Source organism: Streptomyces sp. NPDC039480 (genome assembly GCF_055597165.1).
Map to the genome: position 1 here is coordinate 167,290 of NZ_JBVITX010000014.1, position 17,759 is coordinate 185,048.

Genomic DNA, 17,759 nt, shown 5'->3' on the forward strand with positions numbered 1-17,759 from the left:
CGGTTGAAGACGGACGGTACCCATGACCGACCACGCCACGACGCCCGGTCCGGCGGCGCACCCGAAGATCGACACATCGGTGCCGCACTCGGCCCGGATCTGGAACTACTGGCTGGGAGGCAAGGACAACTACCCCGTCGACGAGGCGGCGGGCGACGCGTACAGCGCCGTCTTCCCCGGCATCGTCACCGTCGCCCGCAGCAGCCGTGCCTTCCTGCGCCGCAACATCACCCACCTGGTCTCCGAGGCGGGCATCCGGCAGTTCCTGGACATCGGGACCGGGCTGCCGACGGTGGACAACACGCACGAGGTCGCCCAGCGCCTCGCCCCGCGGGCCAGGATCGTCTATGTGGACCACGACCCCATGGTCCTCACCCACGCCCGCGCCCTGCTCACCTCGACCCCGGAGGGGGCGACGGCCTACATCGACGCCGAGCTGTCCGATCCCGACCGCATCCTGGCGGCCGCCGCCGACACACTGGACCTCGGCCGCCCCACCGCCCTGATCCTCAGCAACATCCTGGGTCACATCGCCGACTACGACGAGGCGCGCGCCATCGTCACCCGGCTCATGGACGGTCTGCCGTCGGGCAGCTATCTCTCCATCAACGACGGCTCACGGGGCATCGACGCAGCGTACGAGGCGGCCCAGGACGCCTACAACGCGTCCGGCGCCGTCCCGTACTTCCTGCGCCCCGTCGACCGGATCGAGGCGTTCTTCGAGGGCCTGGAGCTTTTGGCGCCCGGGGTCGTGTCGGTCCCCTTCTGGCGCCCCGACCCCGGCTCTCCCGCCCAGGAACCCATCGGTGAGCACGGAGGCCTCGCCCGCAAGCCGTGACGCCCCGGTGAACCGAACGGGTCAGGCCGCACCGGGGGTCAGACGGAGCCCAGGTCCGACGAGTACCAGCGCTCGGGCCGCAGGTAGTAGACGGCCTGCTCGCCGTGCTCCTTCCAGGCGGTCTCCACGTACGACTCGACCTTGTCGGCCGGGAGGTAGCGCGCCGAGATCTCACGCAGCCGCTCGATGGTCGCGTCCTCGGAGCGGACCACCGGGCCCTCCACGGAGACGTACCGGACGGTCGGCTCCAGGCGGTCGACCATCAGCGAGAAGCGTCCCGCGGCGGCGATCAGCCGGCCCTTCTTCGAGTGCCGGCCCGTCATCACCCAGAGCTCGCCGCCCGGCGCGTACTGGTACCAGATCGGCAGCGTGAGCGGCGCCCGGCCCTCCCCCGCCGCCACGGCCAGCGCGCCGATGTGCGGCTCGGCAAGGAACTGTTCGCGCTCTTCGACGCTGAGCGACATGGGCATCTCCTTCGAAGGCTTCTGCTGGTGATGATCCTCAACTCCCCTGTCGGCGTGGGTATTCCGCTGTTGCGGTCGGTACGTCGCGAGCTTTTCCGCGCCTTCACTCGTTCGGGTGGTGTTCGGGGGCCAGTCGGTGTGAGGTCGGGCGGGTCCGCGAGGCTGGGGAGCCGCCATTTGTGCGGGACAGCACGCTTCGCGGTACGGGAACAGCACGCTTCGCAGTATCGGGAACAACCGCAGCACAGTACGGGAACAACCGCATCGCAGTACGGGACAGCACGCTCGAAGGTTTTCTGACTCGCTTGACGGGAGAGTCACATGGCCGCGTCCCCCTCGCCCGAGCCGTACCAGCTGTTGCGGGCGACCGACTTGCTCGATCTGCACTTCGCGTTCCTCGGACTGCGCCTGGAGCGCCCCCTCATCGGACCCCGACGGCTGGTGCGCAAGGATCCGGAGCAACCGGCCTTTCTGGTGGTCACGTTCGGCCCCCAGCATGTCGCCGAACAGGCCTTCTTCGAAGTGAGCCCGGGGCTGCCCGATTCGGGGACGCCGGTGTCCGGTGCGGCAACACCGGCCGGCAGCGAACCCCACAAGCCACCACCGGTCGCCTCACGCATCGGCGGCCGCAGCCTCCTGGTGTTCACGGTCGCGGCCGACGCCATAGTCGAGTACACCGAGTCCGGCCTGCTCACCGCCATGCGGACGCTCCCGATGCGGGTGGTGGACGCCGCCGCGGAGCCCGCCTCGGCAGACCGGTCGGCCCGTGCCGTGACCGGTCGCTCCCTCGATGTGTTCCAGGCGCTGCGGCTGGCCCGTACGACGGCGGAACTGACCGCGCGGTACGGGCCGGACGGGCCCCTCGCCGCCGGACTCCTCGCCGTGCCCGCCACTGCTGAGGCCACCCCGGACACCGACCCGGACGCCGTCGCCGGCCCCGGCCCGGAGAACCCGCTGGCGGACGCCGCCAACCCCCGCACCGGCATCGAACTGCCCTACCGGCTGCTCCTCTCCCCACCCGGATCCGCGACCTGGACGCACCCCACCTCGCTGCCCGACCCGGACGACCGGGTCGAGCTGTGGCACACCCGGATGCCGGCGGGACACGCCCGTGCCGTATGGACCCGCGACCCCGAGTTCGATCCGGCCGACCCGCGCGCCCTTCCCGCCGGAGGCAGCGAGTTCACCATGGCGCTGGACCGCAAGGACCGGTCCTCCGTGGTGCACCTGAGCTCCAACCGGAACCTGTCGGGCGGCTTCTCCCCCGCCCCCCTGGACGTCGACCATCTCATCCTGTCCGCCATGGGCGGCTGGCTCGACTCCCTCGGCCAGTGGCACAGGCCCCCGACCGGCTTCGACGTCACCCAGTGGCGGCACCGCGCCGCGCTGGGCCGGGACCACTACGTACGCGTCATGTACCGCGGCCGTCTCTGGCCGTTCGGACACCTCGCGGACCTCGTCAAGGTCACCGAGCGCAAGTTCGACCACACCCGCCCCGACCACGCCGCCTATCTCAACCAGCGGTTCTTCATCATGGTGCGGGAACCGGTGCGCAGCTACGGGCAGTCGGAGGGCAACGACGACCAGAAGCGGCTGCGCAGGCTCTTCCCGTTCACCAGCGTGCGGCTGCTCACCCTGATCACGCCGGACCTGCAGGAGCCGCAGCCGATCCCCGGCCTGTCCCCGATCGGTGGCCACCCCGGCGAGAAGCTCGCCTTCTTCCCCGTCTCCGCCACCGAGGACCCCTTCCCGTTCCAGGTGAGCATGACCGACCTGGAGGGGCGCCTCGTCGAGTTCCGTACGCCGATGGCCTTCGTCGGCAACCTCGTCCACGAGAACAAGGCCGATGTCCAGGTCATCGTCGACTACTACGAGCGCCTTGTGTCGGAACCGGCGCCGGAGCCGCCGGACCTCAGCAGTCCGCTCGTCCGGCGTGCCGTCGCCGACGTGCGCGGCCAGTCCATCGCCTACGCGCCCAGCCGCAAACCCGGCGACACGACCCTGTCGACCGGACAGCTGATCTGGGGCGCCGTGACCACCGAAGCCATCCTGGCGCTGGATCCCACGGATCATCCGCGCTTCCTGCCGACCGTGCGCTGGGCACGGGCCGTCGTTCCCGCGCTCGCCCGGTTCGGCGGCTTCGAAGGCGACGGGACGCAGTCGGTGTTCTATCCGGAGCCGTACGTGCGGAACGCCTTCGGCGAGGCGAACAAAGGGCAGGTCTTCGTCGAACTGGCCGCGCCCGTCGACCTGTCCTTCCGGCACTCCGGTCAGACCGCCGGCGCGCTCGCCCAGCCCAACTTCCCCGTCGCAGGGCTCTCCCGTCTCACCGGACCGGTCGCCGCCACGGCTCCGGTCGCGGCGGCGGGTGCCGACCCCGTCGACAAGTGGGCCAAGCTCGCCCAGGGCAGGTTCAACCCCCTCGACTACTTCGGGGAGCTGGCCGGGGCGAAGCTCTTCGGGATGTTCCCGCTCACCGAGATCCTGAGCGAGATCGGCCTCGACAACCTGAAGGCGCCGAACTTCTTCTCCGCGACCGTCGACGCGGTCACCGGCTTCCTCGGCGACCTCCGCGGTCTGCGCGACCTTCTGGCCTCCGTCGAGGAGCAGTTCCCGGAGACCGTGGACCTGGTGCTGCGCGCGACCGACGCCGCGGCGGCCTTCGCGCAGATCCTCGTCGACTACATCACCAGCCAGCTGGAAGGCGCACCGGACCCGACCACCATCGAGGAGGTCGAGAACGCCTTCACCGCGTTCTCCGACGCGCTCACCGCGCTGCGGCTCGGCCTGCCCGCCGGGGTCGACGCCGGGGTGCGGCAGCTGCTCGGCCGGATCGCCGACCAGGTCGCCACCTGGGACAGCGCGGTCGGCCAGGCCCTCGCGCTGAAGAAGGCGGTCGAGCTCGCCGCGCTCGGCGCCAAGTTGCCGGACGTCGTCAACTCCCGCCTCCAGTGGCAGCCCGACATCAAGGCGTGGACGCCGGGCAAGCCGACGCCGACCAAGGCGGAGGACGCCGTGTTCTGGCCGACGGGGAAGCTGACGCTCGTCACCGACCTGCGCGGCTCGCTGCGGCCCGACGTGCCGCAGGCCGCGGACGTGACGTGCACCCTGGGCAAGTTCGACCTGCGCATGGTGCCCGGCTTCGACGCCGTCGTGCTGCACTTCGACCAGATCCGCTTCAGCATGCGCGCCGGGCAGAAACCCGACGTCGAGGTCAAGTTCGGCGGCGTCGACTTCGTGGGGAACCTGGCCTTCGTCCAGACCCTGCGCAACATCATCCCCCTCGACGGTTTCAGCGATCCACCGGCGATCACGGTCGACGGGTCCGGGATCCACGCGAACTACTCCATGCAGCTGCCGAGCGCTGCCATCGGCGTCTTCAGCCTGGAGAACCTCTCGCTCAACGCCGCGATCTCCGTCCCGTTCATCGGTGACACACCGCTCCAGGCCGGATTCGCGTTCTGCCGACGGGAGGCGCCCTTCCGGCTCACGGTGTCGATGCTGGGCGGCGGCGGCTATTTCGGGATCGTACTGAATCCCAAAGAGATCGCCGTGCTGGACGCCGCCCTCGAGTTCGGGGCCGCCGTGTCGATGAACTTCGGCGTGGCCAGCGGCAGCCTGTCGGTGATGGCTGGGATCTACTTCCGGCTCGACCTGGCCAAGGACACCGTGACGCTCGTCGGCTATCTGCGGGCCCGCGGCGAGGTCGACGTGCTCGGCATCGTCTCCGCCTCCATCGAGCTCTACATGGAGCTGGGCTACAAGGACGGTTACGCGATCGGCCGGGCCAGCCTGACCATCAGCATCGAGATCGGCTTCTTCGAGACCTCGGTGACGATCCGCTGCGAGAAGAAGTTCGCGGGCAGCGGCGCCGGAACCGCCGCCTTCGCGGCGGGCACGCCCTGCCCCGCCATCAGCCCGCCCTCGTTCGTCGACCTCATGTCCCCGTACGCCGACCCGGTGACCGGCGCCCGGGTCGACCCTGTCCTCGACTACTGCACCGCGTTCGCGGAGGTGGACTGACCATGGACAGCATCCGATGGACCGTACTGCCCGACGGCGTGGCCGACGCGGACACGGTATGTGTGTCCGTGCTTGTCAGCCCCAGCCTGACCGGGATCGGCGCGCTCGGTCAGTCCGCGTACTTCGCGCAGTGGCCGGAGCGGCTCGCCACCCTGCTGCCGGCGCTGTGGCTGCAGTTCGACAGCCCGGCGGGCACGGTCGTCAAGAGGCTCCGGCCGACCGACCGCTATCCGGCAGCCGATCCCACCCTGTGGCGCGCCCTGTTCCGCGACGACACCTTCGTCCGCCCTCCGCCGCGACCGCCCACCACGCTGGCCGCCGACGAGCGGCGCACGCTGCGCTCGTATCCCGGCAAGCTGGTGCACGACGAGGTCACCGGCCTGTACGAGGCGGTCGCGGTGGACACCACACGGAGCAGGCTGCAAACCGAATGGGCCCGTGACGAGCGCTCCTTGTGCGAGGAGCCGCCGACGGATCACCGCGGCTGGGAACTCCCGGCGCTGTACCGGGTCATCGACATGGTCTCGGACCGGGTGCTCGAACTGGGGCGCGACCTGAAGTGCGGGTACGACATCCTGGAGAGCGCCCTCGATCCGCGCGGCGTGCACGCGGTGGACGACGACGGTCACCGGCCCCGTTACATGGACCGTACGAGCGAGGCGTACACCGGCGAAAACAGCAGGATGCTGCCACTGGCCGAAGCCGCCCGCTTCTACGACCGGGGCAAGGAGCCGGACGCTCCGGAGCTCGCCGATGAGCCGGCGCACCGGGTCGACTTCCACGAGGCGTGCGGGCTGCTGGGCGACTATCCGGAGTTGCAGCGGCGGTTCGGCCTCGTGCTCGACCTGAGCTTCGCGATGCCGGCCGGCGTGGCGGACGGCGCGAAGGTCCGGGTGCACTTCGACGACAGTCTCGCCGACGCGGCCACTCTGAACGCTCCGGGCAAGTGCCCGTGGACGCAGATCCGGTTCACCCGGGGCAGCGTGTTCCAGGCGGCCGTCACGGACGGCACACCGCTCAGCGACCGCATGCTGAACCTCGGCGACCGCGAGGCCTGGCACCTCACCGAGCTCGACGTGGACGGGGCCGCGCTCAAGCACGTCGACTACGCCCGCTCGATCGACAGCCTGTGGAACAGCGATCTGCCGACGGGCCCGGAATCGGTGGCCCACCTGGTGTCGGGCACCGGCACACCGGCGGCCCGCGGCGCCGGGATCACCCTGCTGCACACCGACCGCGACCGGCATCTCGCCGGACTCATCGGTGCCGACCTGAGCCGCCAGGTCGCCACGGGTGACGCGGTCCTCACCGCCATGGATCTGCTGCGCGGCTACCGCGTGGACATCGGCGTCGTCGATCCCGCCACCGGCCGGGTGGCACAGTGGCGTTCGCTGCTGCGGCGCAGGGGCCGCTACACCGTCCGCAGGCCGGGACAGCCTCCCGTCAAGATCCAGGTCCGCCCCGACGAGGGCCTGGTGCGCGCCAGCGCGGTCACCGTCGACGCGGCCGACGACCGGCAACTGTACGGACACCAGGCCGTGTTCGGCTGGGACGGCTGGAGTCTGGCCGCTCCGCGCCCGGGCCGCACCATCGGCCTGGACGACCAGCCGGAAGCGCCCGCCCCGCCGGTGTCGCCGGACGTGCCGCTGGACACGAAGTTCGCCCCGGAGCCCGGCTCGCTGCCCGCGCTGCGCTTCGGCCGCACCTACCGCATGCGCGCCAGGGCCGTCGACCTGGCGGGCAACGGCTTGGAGCACACGGCGAGCACTCCGGACGCCGTGCACTCGGACGCGATCACGTACGGCCGCTGGGAGCCGGTGCCCCAGCCCGTGGTGATGCCACTCCTGCCGTTCAACGAAGGCGAGTCCACCGAGCGCCTGGTCATCCGCAGCACCGTCACCGACGACGGCCGGGCGATCTCCACCGACGAGTACGCCCTGCGGCGCTCCGACATCCCCGACCACGATGCGCGCTCGGAGGTCGACGGACTGGACCGGCGGTACAAGCCCATCTCAGAGCGGCACGTGGCGCCCCCGAAGACCGCTCTGCAGATGGCCGAGGAGCACGGCGTGTTCGACGCCGTCTTCGGCCCGGACAAACCCGATCAGGTGCGTGAGGAGTACGTCGCCGTCGCATCGCGCGAGTCCGGTTCCTTCCTGGACACCAAGGTGCGGGACCCCGAGTGGCCGTACCTGGAACACGATCTGCTGCGTGCGGGCGAGATCCACATCGCCAAGCACGACGTGCACGATCCGCTGCCGCTCACCCGGCTGCCCCTCCCCCGCCGCGGCGCCTGCCTGGAGCAGGGCGAGTTCGTGGTGCACAGCGCCGACCAGCTGATCCTGCCGTACCTGCCGGACGTACTGGCCGCCGGCGTCATGCTGCGCGGTCTGCCCGGTGACACGGAGAACCGCAAGATCCCGTTCCCCGGCCCGTGGCCGCAGGCCAAACCGTTCAGGATCCGCATCAACGAGGGCGACGGAGAACCCCGTTGGCGCGACGGCCTGATCGAGCGGGTGCTCGACGTGTTCCTCACGAAAGGCGAGATCGCCACGGTCAGGCTGAGTTGCTACCTCGACGCGGACAAGCTGCCGCTGCTGCGCCAGTGGAACCTGCTGACCACTTCGCCTTTCTGGGCGGACCTGTCCGACGCCGACAAGGCCTTCGTCACGCGGGCGAGCGCCGACGGCGAGAACTGGATACTGACGCCGTGGGTCGAACTGACCCTGGTGCACGCCGTGGAGAAGCCGGTGCGCCCGCCGAGGCTCGACGGACTGGCCTGCCACCGCACGGCCGAGCAGACCGCGGCGCAGCTGACGGGAACGCTGACCAGCCATGCCGAGAGCAGTGGTCACGTCGAGCTGGACGCGCACTGGAGCGAGTGGCTGGACGACGTCACCCAGCCCGCGCCCACCCGCATCGCCGGGCACACCCACCTCGAGGACATCAAGGTGGCCTACGTCGCGGACGAGGAACACGTCGACCGCACACACGAGTTCAGCGACACCAGGCACCGCGATGTCCGCTACACCCCGACGGCCGTCACCCGGTTCCGCGAGTACTTCCACCCCACCATCACCGACGACCGGGCCAACGTCACCCGCGTCGGGCCGACCGTCGCGCCCCTGGCCGTGCCCAGTTCGCGTCGGCCCGAGCCACCGGCGATCGCCTATGTCGTGCCGACCTTCCGCTGGCAGCGGACCGTCGACGAGGTTCGCGGCGCCGTCACCCGGCACCGCAGGACCGCGGGCCTCCGCGTCTATCTGAAGCGGCCGTGGTTCTCCTCCGGTGACGACGAGATGCTGGCCGTGCTCCTCGACCCGGGCGGCACGGCCCTGCCGGACACCTTCGCCACCCGCTGGGGCGTGGACCCCGTCTGGGCCGACACGACGGTCCTGCCGAGCCCCGCGGCCGCCCACTTCCCGAACGCGGCGAAGCGCCTCACCGGCCTGCGCCTCGCGGAGTCGACCGACGCGGCGCCGGTGGCGGTCGACGCGGTGGCGTTCGCGCCGACGTATCACTCGGAGCGGCGGCTCTGGTACGTCGACATCGACGTGGACTTCACCGACACGGCCGTCACCGGGACGACGTATTTCCCGTACGTGCGGTTCGCGCTGGCCCGCTACCAGCCGTACTCGGTGGACCCGTTGCACCTGTCGAAGGTGGAGCGCGCCGAGTTCTCGCAGATGGTCCCACCGCGTTCGGTCACCGGCCGCCGGGAGGGCGACCTGCTCTCCGTCCGGCTGACCGGCCCCGCGACGTACAACGAACTCGGTGAGCTGAGCGGCACCGGGGCGGTCGCCGCGGCCGCGAGCCGCCGGGTCGTCGTGAGCGTGCAGGGCCGGGCGAGCCTGCAGTCAGACGAGATGGACTGGCGGCAGGTGGGCGCTCCGGTGGAGCTGACGTGCCGTCCCGACGGCGCCGCGTTCGCCTGGAGCGGGGGAATCCCCGCGCCGACCGGGCAACTGCTGACCTCGTACCGGCTGCTCGTGCAGGAGTACGAGCTCTACCGCACCGACCAGGACACGGCCACGGACACGGTGACCGTGCACGGCTCCGCGCTGCCCGCGGCCCGGCGACTGGTGCACGCCGACTACTTCGGTCTGGCCGTCGGCCTGCTCGGGCGCGTCGACTTCGAGCTCTAGTCAACTTCGCGCCCCTCGGTTCGCGCTCCACGATTCGAGCTCCTCGATTCGAGCTCCACAGGAGGAAGACGATGTCACGACGCCCCTTCGTCAGCTGCCTGATGGCGCTGGTCCTGGCCCTGATGTGGTCATCGCCCGCGTCCGGTGCCCCGGCGAGCAGGTTCAACGACCCGCAGCCGCATCGTGGCGGCGCGGAGATCCGCATGACCTACGGCGGCCAGACGGCCGCCTGTTCGTCGGGGTTCGCCGTGCGCAGGGTCGAGGACGGCAAGCGCGCCATGACCACGGCCGGACACTGCGCGCCGACCCGGACGGAGGCGACCTCGGGGGAGTTCCGGTTCGGCACGTTCGTCAGGTCGTTCTACGACGACGCGGTGGACGCCGGGCTGATCAGCGGCACCCGGATCAAGCCGCAGGTGTACGCGCCGACCCTCTGGACGGACGGCGGTACGCCGGGTACTCCCGTCGCCCGCCGCGTCCTCGGCAAGACGGACGAGCCGGTGGTCGGCCAGAGGGTGTGCGTCAGCGGCAAGGTGACCAAGCTGGTCTGCGACATCGAGGTGTACCAGCTCACCGGCGGCGTGTCCTGCAGCGACGAGGTGCCGCCACTCGTGTGCACACGAGGCCTGGTCCTCGCGGGCAAGGAAGGCGTGAACATCGTGCACGGGGGCGATTCCGGCGCGCCTGTCTTCGTGCCGATCGACACGGAGATCGACGGGCACAAGGTGTACGGCGCCATGCTCGTCGGCATGCTGGTCGGCGGCGGCCCACGGCGCCAGGGAGGCCCCGAGGACCTGGTCACGTTCCACACGGTGAAGCAGATCGAGTGCGCCCTGAACGCGAGGGTGCTGACAACAGCGGAAGCGGAATCGGGCGACACGACACCACCGCCTCCTCGGCGGGACTGCTCTTGACCCGCCGCCGTATACCCGGTGCCGGATGCCAGGTGCCAACGACTACCGTGGGCCGCCCACAGACAAGGCCGAGAGGTGCACATGGTGGCTCACACACCGGCCGAGCGCGTTCTGGCAAGCTCATTCACCTCCGATGACGGCGCAACCAGGTTTCATGTCACCGACCTGACGGCAGAGCACCATCAGAACCGCAGCGTCACGTTGACCTACCGGCTCAGCGTCGAGCGCAAGGGCCACGCCGACGAGTGCTGGGTGTTCACACTGCCGTGGAGCGACAAATCCTTCGCGGACGTATTCACCTCGTCCGCCCCCGACCCTGAGCGCCTGCGCCAACTGGTCCATCTGGTGCGCAGCCTCATGGGCGACTGGTGGGACCTCAAGAGGTCCAACCGCCACTTCGCGAAGATGGGACGTCGGTGCTGCTGATCTGTGGGTGCGGAAAGGACGTGGGAGCCTCGCTCCTTTCGTCGCTTTCTCCACTGCCGGGCGGCGACATGATCATTGGAGACTGCCGGGCATGACTTCGCCTCTGACGTCCGACCCGACCCGCCCTGCGAGCAGGACCCGCTCCACGCCCCTGGTGTTCGGCGCGGGAACGGTCATCGGCGTGCTCGGCGGGATGATCGGTCTGGGCGGCGCGGAGTTCCGTCTGCCGCTCCTGATCGGTCTCTTCGGGTTCGCGGCACTCTCCGCGGTGATCCTGAACAAGGCGATGAGCCTGGTCGTGGTCCTGGTCGCGCTGCCCGCCCGCCTGGGCGCGGTGTCCGCTGCCGAGGTGGCAGGGCACTGGCCGGTCGCGGTCAACCTGCTGGCCGGGAGTCTGCTGGGCGCGTGGGCCGGCGCGGCCTGGGCGGTACGGATGCGCGGCTCCACCCTGTACAAGGTGCTGGCGGCGCTGATGGTGCTCATGGCGGCGGCGCTGCTGGTCACGCACATCGCCACCGTCCAGACGCTCGCGCTGCCGCTGTGGGCTCAGGTGTGCTGCGGCGTCGTGGCGGGCTTCGGCATCGGGGTGGTCGCCGCCATCATGGGCGTGGCCGGCGGTGAGCTGCTGATCCCGACGATCGTGCTGCTCTTCGCGGTGGACATCAAGACGGCGGGAAGCCTGTCGCTGCTGGTGTCGCTGCCGACCATGCTGGTCGCCTTCGCGCGCTACAGCCGCGACGGCAGCTTCGCGGTGCTGGGTACCCACCTCCGCTTCGCCCTGGTCATGGCCGGGGGCTCGATCGCCGGTGCGCTGCTGGGCGGGCTGCTGCTCGGCGTGTTCTCCGACCTGGTACTCATCCCCGTACTCGCCCTGATCCTGCTCGTGTCCTCGGTCAAACTCGCCCGCCACGCCTGAGCCACGGCGCGCCCCCGAGCTGGCCCGTCGTGGTCAGCATCACCCCGCTGGTCCTGCCATGACGGGCGCGTGCGCGGTGCGCCGTCGAGACGCTGCGGGGCGCGGCACACTGCGGGCATGAGCAGATACGCCGAGGTCATCGTCCTTGCCCGCGATGCCGAAGGAGTGATGGAACCGCTCACCCGCCCGTCCGCCGAGCGCGAGTGGTACCAGTGCTTCACCCGCGTCGACAATTCCGTGTTCTCGGGCGCCCACTCCAGCTCACGGGAGTGCTACGCCTGGGTCGTCCAGTTCACCCGGCTCAACTGGTACGGGCTGTTGCCGCACTTGGAGTCCCTGCCGTGGCCCGACCCGTACTCCGTCCAGGTCCTCGTCCGCGACGAGGAGGACGACTGCTTCGGCCTGTGGATGCTCCACGACGGCAAGCTCACCGAGATCCCTCTCCCGCGCACATCCCGGCACCTCGCTCCCGGCATCAGCGTCACCGGCACGCTCAGCAGAACCGACCGGGACCGAACCGGACCGTACCCACCACCGACTCATCCTTCTGGTCCAACTGGCCCAACTTTGCCTGCGTGAAGTACGAAGCACGGTGTATGGATCACCCCTGAGAAGAATGTCGCGTCAGTGCAACACGACGGGGGTGCGGTCGGTCATGGGTCGACGGAAAGCGTTCTGGCCCTGCGCGGGCTCACCGGAACGCCGACGCCGGGCCGCGCTGTTGGTGGCGGTCGCCGCTGGTGTCGCGGTCCTGCTCGGCTTCGGATCGGGGGTGGCACCGGGGGCCGTCGCCGGCCCCTCGCCCACCCCGCCCGTCTACACCCAGTGGGGCCCTCCGCTCACGAAGACGACCATTGACGACGACAAGTTCATCATCGACGCGAACGGTGTCCCGCACCGCATCGGTGACACGGGAGACAACGACAACGCGAACGCCGCTCTCGCCTTCATGAACGAGCAGTTGGGGAAGGCGGGGCTGGCCTATGACCGCAGGACCAGGACCGGTTTCGAGTACATCCACCAGAATGACAAGAAGGATCCGCTGGTTCCCAAGGGGAGGATCGCCTCGGGCGCACTCTCCGGAACGACCGCCGACATGCTGAAGCTCGGCTGGAGCAACGGACGGCTCGTCAGCGTGGACGTCCTCGACTCGACGGGCACTTCCCGCTCCTCCACCAGCCCCGTCGACATCGGCTCCTTCACCAAGACGATCAACAAGAAGCTGCCCGGCAACGACAACCAGGCCGACAACGTGGTGTTCGTCGCGGAGAACAGAGCACAGGCCGAGGTGGTCGCGAAGGAGTACCAGGGCAATCCCCATGTCCGGGTCATCCACATCGGCTCCCGCTACGACACCGGGGAATTCGAAGCCGGGACCGCCGCGATGAAGCAAGCGGCCGGCCATCTGTTCACCGCTCGGCCGTCGAACTGCCCGCCGACACAGGCGCACAGCGTGCAGCGCCCCGCTGCCACCAGTTACGGCTCCGGCTCCGGCGTGCAGCGAGCCGCCTTCACGGTGGGCCGCACCGCAGACTGCGGCGAGCAGAGTCCGCAGAAGCCCGGCGGCCTCGCGCAGGGGCTCGCGGCCGGTGCCCAGGGCGCGGGCGGGATCGACTTCACCCGGCTCGAACTGCGCTATCTGGCCGATCCGGGCCCGGGCAACGGCCTACGGTATGCCTTCCAGGCGCCCGTCGGCCGATCCGGCAAGGGAAGTTCGCTCACGGGTCTCGCGGACGCGCGGAAGGCTTCCGACTCCTTCTTCACCTGGCTGCAGCTGGCCCCCTCGACGTTCTGGGTCAACCTCAACCCCAACGAACCCGACCGGATCATCGACTCCCGGCTCGGCCGCACCGATACGGGGCGGGTGCTGCTGGAAGCGGACCTGATGCTCAAGAAGACGACCGGAGAGCTGATCCACCCGGACACGGAACGCGGCGCGGACTACTGGCAGTCGCTGTCGGGCGAGTGCACGTCGTTCCGCACCTGGATCGTGCCTTCGCCCGCGACGGTGCACACCAAGGGCGACGAGCTGCACATCCTCAAGGCGCCGCTGGACGTCCAGATGGAGACGCAGTACCTCAAGCAGCACGACGGCTCGGGCAAGGCCTCGTGCCCTCAGCAGTCCGAGCAGGTGCAGGAGCACAACGAGTCCCAGTTCCGGCGGATGATCCTGCCCCACGTGGTCAAGGCGGTAAACACCGCTCCGGAGTACGCCGAGCTGCGGCGCGTGTACCTCAGCAGGATCGCCGCCGAGTGGTACCGGGAGCTGAGCCTGCGCAAGAGCACGACCTACGGGGCGATGATCGACGCGGGTGACGTCGACGCGTATGTCACGCGAGAGAAGTGGAAGCCGAGGGACACCTTCGACGCGTATGTGCGCTCGTACACCAAAGGCGAGTTCAAGGTGACGCACCGTACCCGCAAGGACGATCACGTGTACGCGAAGACATACATCTACGGCGGCGTCGACTTCACCAAGGTACGCCTCACCTCTCTGAGCGCCGGCCAAATGGAGACTTCCTGGCCCACGCTGACCCGCAGCGTGAGCCAGTCACTCGACGAGCCCACGAGCGACCGGGTGAAGGGACAGGCCTGGCTCGGCGGAGGCGTCCCGGCGAAGGACAACAACAGCGACAGCAGCAGCGGCAAGGAAACGGCCCTGGGGCTGCCCGAGCGTGAAGACGACGAGGGCTTCGTGGCCGCGGCGGGGCGGTGGCTCGGGGTGGCGGGCATCTCGCTCTTCGGGGTGCTGGTGCTGCGGTCCTTGATCCTCCGGCGCCGCGCCAGGCGGATTTCCTCCTGATACTTCCCGGCGTCCAGCCCTTGCGGGGCAAGGGCTCCCGGTGACTTCCAGTGATCTGCACGACGAACAGAAGGACGGCACATGTCAGTGGCTCAGGGCATCTTGGTGGCGATCGTGACGGCCCTGGTCGGAGTGCCCTTCCTGGCAGTGCTCGCTGTGTGGGCGACAGGCGACACGGAAACCGAACAGCCCGGAGCCGACGCCCAGCGCGTCACGCTGGAGAAGGGCACGACGGACACGGACAGCGGCTGGGACAGCGATGCGACAGAGGGGTGCTGTGTCCTCCTCATCGTCACCCTGGCCATCGTCCTGGTGGAACTGGCGGTGGCCGACCCCGGCCCCAACAACGGCTACGTCTGGACGATCACCGCCCTCTCCGTGGTGATGGTGGCGGCGGTACCGGTCGTGCGGTACTACAAGGGCGTACGCGGTCTGCCGCTGGCCCTCCACGTGTCGGGCGCGCTGACGCTGGCGACGGCCTGCCTGACCCTCGGTGTTTTCATCACCGAGCCGCCGACCTACCGACTCGGGTTGGCCCTGCTCGCTGTCGTCGCAACAGGTGTGGCCACCACTTCCGTCCTGGCTCTCATCCGGGCCGAGGTGACGCTCACCGTGGTGCCGGCTGCTGTCGCCGTACTGGTGGCCGTATTCGGTGCCGTCGCGGGGTCCATCCACGACTCGGCCGAATACGCCATGCGCTACGGACACCCGGTGCGCATGAAGTTGCCCACCAGGTGCGCGGGTAATGAGGGGATGGCGTGCGCGGTCACGTGGAACCAGACGGACCACGGGCCCTCCCCCGTCTTTGAGCACGGCCAGGAAGTCACCGTCCACTTCAGCCCGGAGGGCCGGTCCCGTTACGGGCGCTACTACGCGCTCGGCGGTTTCTACAAGCCGGGCGACGAGAACGACCCGACCCTGGTCTCCCTGGACACCCGGGCCATCGAGGACAACGCGTACGTGACCACCGGCTACAAAGCGGACTCGCTGACGCCGCTGGGCCGGTTCCGTCTGCCGTGGCCGGTGTGGGCGGCCCTGCCCTTCTTCCTCTTCCCGCTGGCGCTGCACCTGTTCCTCGTCAGGCACAGGGCGACGCAGCCACTGCGGCGTCGGACGCGCCGCGGCGCTTAGACGGCCGCGCGGAAGCGCAGGCTGGTGATGAGGGGGCGGTTGCTCCGGAGGATGGGCAGGGTTGCGGCCCGGGAGACCACGTGGCCCGTGAGGCCGCGGCCGGCGGGGAGGGGGATGTCCCGGATCTCGGTGATGGCGGGGTGGACGGCTTGAAGCGTCTGGTGTCCGTCGGCGTCCATTCCCCAGGGCATCGGAGGGAGGCGGTAGCCTCCTGGGCCCTTTCCGCCGGTCCGGCACCGTGCGCTGAAGCGGCGCGAGACGGTGTCGAAGACCATCGTGCCACCGGGAAAGGTCTCCGCGCAGACGGCGATCAGTCGGTGTGCCCGGGTGGCGTCCAGGTACATCAACAGCCCCTGGGCGGTGACCAGTACGCCGCGCGAGGGGTCCACGAGCTCTGTCCAGCGGCTGTCGGGGTCGCGGCTGATGTCGCAGGGGACGTGGCTCTGCCGCTCGCCGTGCGGGAGTACGCGGGTGCGCAGCGCGAGCGGGTCGGGCAGGTCGACGGAGACCCACCGCACCCGACCGTTGTCGACCCGCCAGAACGTCGTCTCCAGGCCTTCACCGAGTGCGATCACGGTGCCTTCGGGGTGAGCGGAGAGGAAGGTGCGCACCACACCGTCGAACGCGCGGGCTCGCAGCGCGAGGGTCTGGGCCACCCAGGGCCGGGCGGGGCCGAGCCGTTGGCGGAAGGGGAAGTCCAACTCGCTCACCAGCCGGACCGCTTGGGGGTCCGGCAGTACGGTGTCTTTACGGGCCGCCTCGGCCGCGCGGTGGTAGAGGGTCCATAACGCGGTTTCTGCGACTCCCGTGAAGTCCGTCGTGGCGGGGGACTGCATTGCGCACCTCTCTTCCTGGCCTGCTCGGCACCCACGCAGGTGCCGACTTCGCCAGTCCAGTGCACTGCTCAACGGTCCGGCCCCCGATTCGGTCACCCCCTCACCGCGAGCACGCGTCCGGCGGATCAACGTGGGAGCCGCGCGTCCACCCGTACGCGTTCGCTCGTCCCGTCCGAAAGGAACGCCGCCAGCGCCGTGCCCTCCTCCTCGACTTCGGCGTGCTCCGCGCGGGAGAGGCTCCGCAGCGGGGTCACCAGTACTGTCTCCTTCTCCACGGTCCACGTCGCCGCGACCCGGCCGTCGACCAGGACGACGCGTTGCCCGGCGACCGACAGGCCGCGGTGGGCGTCGTGGATGATCCGGCTGCGGTCGTCGTAGCCGAGGATCGCGTTGTCGAACGCGGGCAGGAAGCGCACCGGTGCGGGGGTGTCGGGATCCGGGCGCGGGGCTTCGGGCAGGTCGAGGAGTTCGCGGCCGCGCTCGTCGCGGAAGGAGACCAGTTCCGCGCGGGCCGCGGTGACCGCGGCAGGTAGTCCGGCGAGGCCGCTCCAGGCGCGCAGGTCCGCCGTGGCGGCGGGGCCGTAGGCGGCCAGGTAGCGGCGCAGGAGGGTCTGGCCGACCGGATCGGAGCCGTCCGGGGAGGGCGGGTCGATGTCCCGTCCCAGCCAGGAGGAGAGCGGGGCGTTGCGCACGCCGGCCTTCGTGCGCCACAGGCCGCGCGGCGGCACCTGGACCATGGGTACGAGACCCCCGATCAGCATCTCCCCCAGTGAGCGCGGCGGCGGCGCCGGCCAGCGGTCGGCGACGGCTCGCGTGAGCTCGGCCATGGTGCGCGGCTCCCCGTCGGCCAGCACCGCCCGGCCCGCGGCGGCGAGTTCGTCGAGGTCCACGCCGTCGAGGTCACGGCGGTAGACCCCGAGCACCCGCTGGCGCAGCATCGCGTCGTGCCGGGAGCGCCAGGCCAGGGCGTCGTCGGCGGTGACGAGGTGGATCGTACGGCGCATGAGGTGCGTACGGACCACGCGCCGCTCGACGAGCAGGTCGGAGAGGGTGCCCGGTGCGAAGGCGCGCAGCCTCGACCAGAGTCCGACGAACGGCTCCTGAGGTTCCTGTGCCTGCAGACCGCAGAGGTGCGCGACCGCGTCCAGGGCGGGCATGTCGGCGCGGTCGAGGAGCAGTTGGCGGGCGAGTGTGGCGCGGCCGAGGGTTCGGGTGTCGAGCACGGTCGGGGGTTCGGTGGGCATGGGGCCGCTCCTCGGGTCT

Annotated in this window: 12 protein-coding genes; 9 read left to right on the forward strand and 3 right to left on the reverse strand. The window is 70.2% G+C overall.

Annotated elements, in window-relative coordinates; all coding sequences use genetic code 11:
- Positions 1 to 22 precede the first annotated feature (22 nt).
- Positions 23 to 838 (forward strand): SAM-dependent methyltransferase, encoded by an 816-nt coding sequence (locus tag ACZ56E_RS35060; RefSeq protein ID WP_471220553.1) that lies wholly within the window; start codon positions 23 to 25, stop codon positions 836 to 838.
- Positions 839 to 876: 38 nt separating this feature from the next.
- Here ACZ56E_RS35060 and ACZ56E_RS35065 read toward each other — a convergent pair whose 3' ends face one another.
- On the reverse strand, positions 877 to 1,302 hold the full coding sequence (locus tag ACZ56E_RS35065; RefSeq protein WP_468611833.1) for a pyridoxamine 5'-phosphate oxidase family protein: 426 nt from the start codon (positions 1,300 to 1,302) through the stop codon (positions 877 to 879).
- 321 nt (positions 1,303 to 1,623) lie between these two features.
- On the opposite strand from ACZ56E_RS35065, the gene ACZ56E_RS35070 reads away from it, so the two are divergent.
- From ACZ56E_RS35070 to ACZ56E_RS35105, 8 genes are all read left to right on the forward strand, one after another.
- A complete protein-coding gene (locus tag ACZ56E_RS35070; RefSeq protein WP_471220556.1) occupies positions 1,624 to 5,325 on the forward strand; it encodes a hypothetical protein in 3,702 nt (1,233 codons plus the stop codon).
- 2 nt (positions 5,326 to 5,327) lie between these two features.
- Positions 5,328 to 9,470: a hypothetical protein gene (locus ACZ56E_RS35075; RefSeq protein WP_471220558.1), complete on the forward strand. Its 4,143-nt coding sequence runs from the start codon at positions 5,328 to 5,330 to the stop codon at positions 9,468 to 9,470.
- A 71-nt stretch (positions 9,471 to 9,541) separates the two neighbouring features.
- Positions 9,542 to 10,384, forward strand: coding sequence for a chymotrypsin family serine protease (locus tag ACZ56E_RS35080; RefSeq protein ID WP_471220560.1), 843 nt, complete (start codon positions 9,542 to 9,544; stop codon positions 10,382 to 10,384).
- Positions 10,385 to 10,465: 81 nt separating this feature from the next.
- Positions 10,466 to 10,810 carry a hypothetical protein gene (locus ACZ56E_RS35085; protein WP_471220562.1) on the forward strand — a complete coding sequence of 115 codons (345 nt, stop codon included), beginning with the start codon at positions 10,466 to 10,468 and terminating at the stop codon, positions 10,808 to 10,810.
- Between the two features lie 7 nt (positions 10,811 to 10,817).
- Positions 10,818 to 11,726, forward strand: coding sequence for a TSUP family transporter (locus ACZ56E_RS35090; protein WP_471220563.1), 909 nt, complete (start codon positions 10,818 to 10,820; stop codon positions 11,724 to 11,726).
- A 117-nt stretch (positions 11,727 to 11,843) separates the two neighbouring features.
- A complete protein-coding gene (locus tag ACZ56E_RS35095; RefSeq protein WP_468611823.1) occupies positions 11,844 to 12,305 on the forward strand; it encodes a hypothetical protein in 462 nt (153 codons plus the stop codon).
- Positions 12,306 to 12,381: 76 nt separating this feature from the next.
- Positions 12,382 to 14,529 (forward strand): hypothetical protein, encoded by a 2,148-nt coding sequence (locus ACZ56E_RS35100; RefSeq protein WP_471220566.1) that lies wholly within the window; start codon positions 12,382 to 12,384, stop codon positions 14,527 to 14,529.
- Positions 14,530 to 14,610: 81 nt separating this feature from the next.
- The gene (locus ACZ56E_RS35105; protein ID WP_471220568.1) at positions 14,611 to 15,660 is read left to right on the forward strand and encodes a hypothetical protein; all 1,050 of its coding nucleotides are present in this window, start codon (positions 14,611 to 14,613) and stop codon (positions 15,658 to 15,660) included.
- Here the strand turns inward: ACZ56E_RS35105 and ACZ56E_RS35110 are convergent.
- Both ACZ56E_RS35110 and ACZ56E_RS35115 read right to left on the reverse strand, forming a co-directional pair.
- On the reverse strand, positions 15,657 to 16,496 hold the full coding sequence (locus ACZ56E_RS35110) for a class I SAM-dependent methyltransferase (RefSeq protein WP_471220570.1): 840 nt from the start codon (positions 16,494 to 16,496) through the stop codon (positions 15,657 to 15,659). The genes ACZ56E_RS35105 and ACZ56E_RS35110 overlap by 4 nt on opposite strands.
- 125 nt (positions 16,497 to 16,621) lie before the next feature.
- Positions 16,622 to 17,740, reverse strand: coding sequence for a winged helix DNA-binding domain-containing protein (locus tag ACZ56E_RS35115; RefSeq protein ID WP_471220572.1), 1,119 nt, complete (start codon positions 17,738 to 17,740; stop codon positions 16,622 to 16,624).
- Between the last annotated feature and the right edge of the window lie 19 nt (positions 17,741 to 17,759).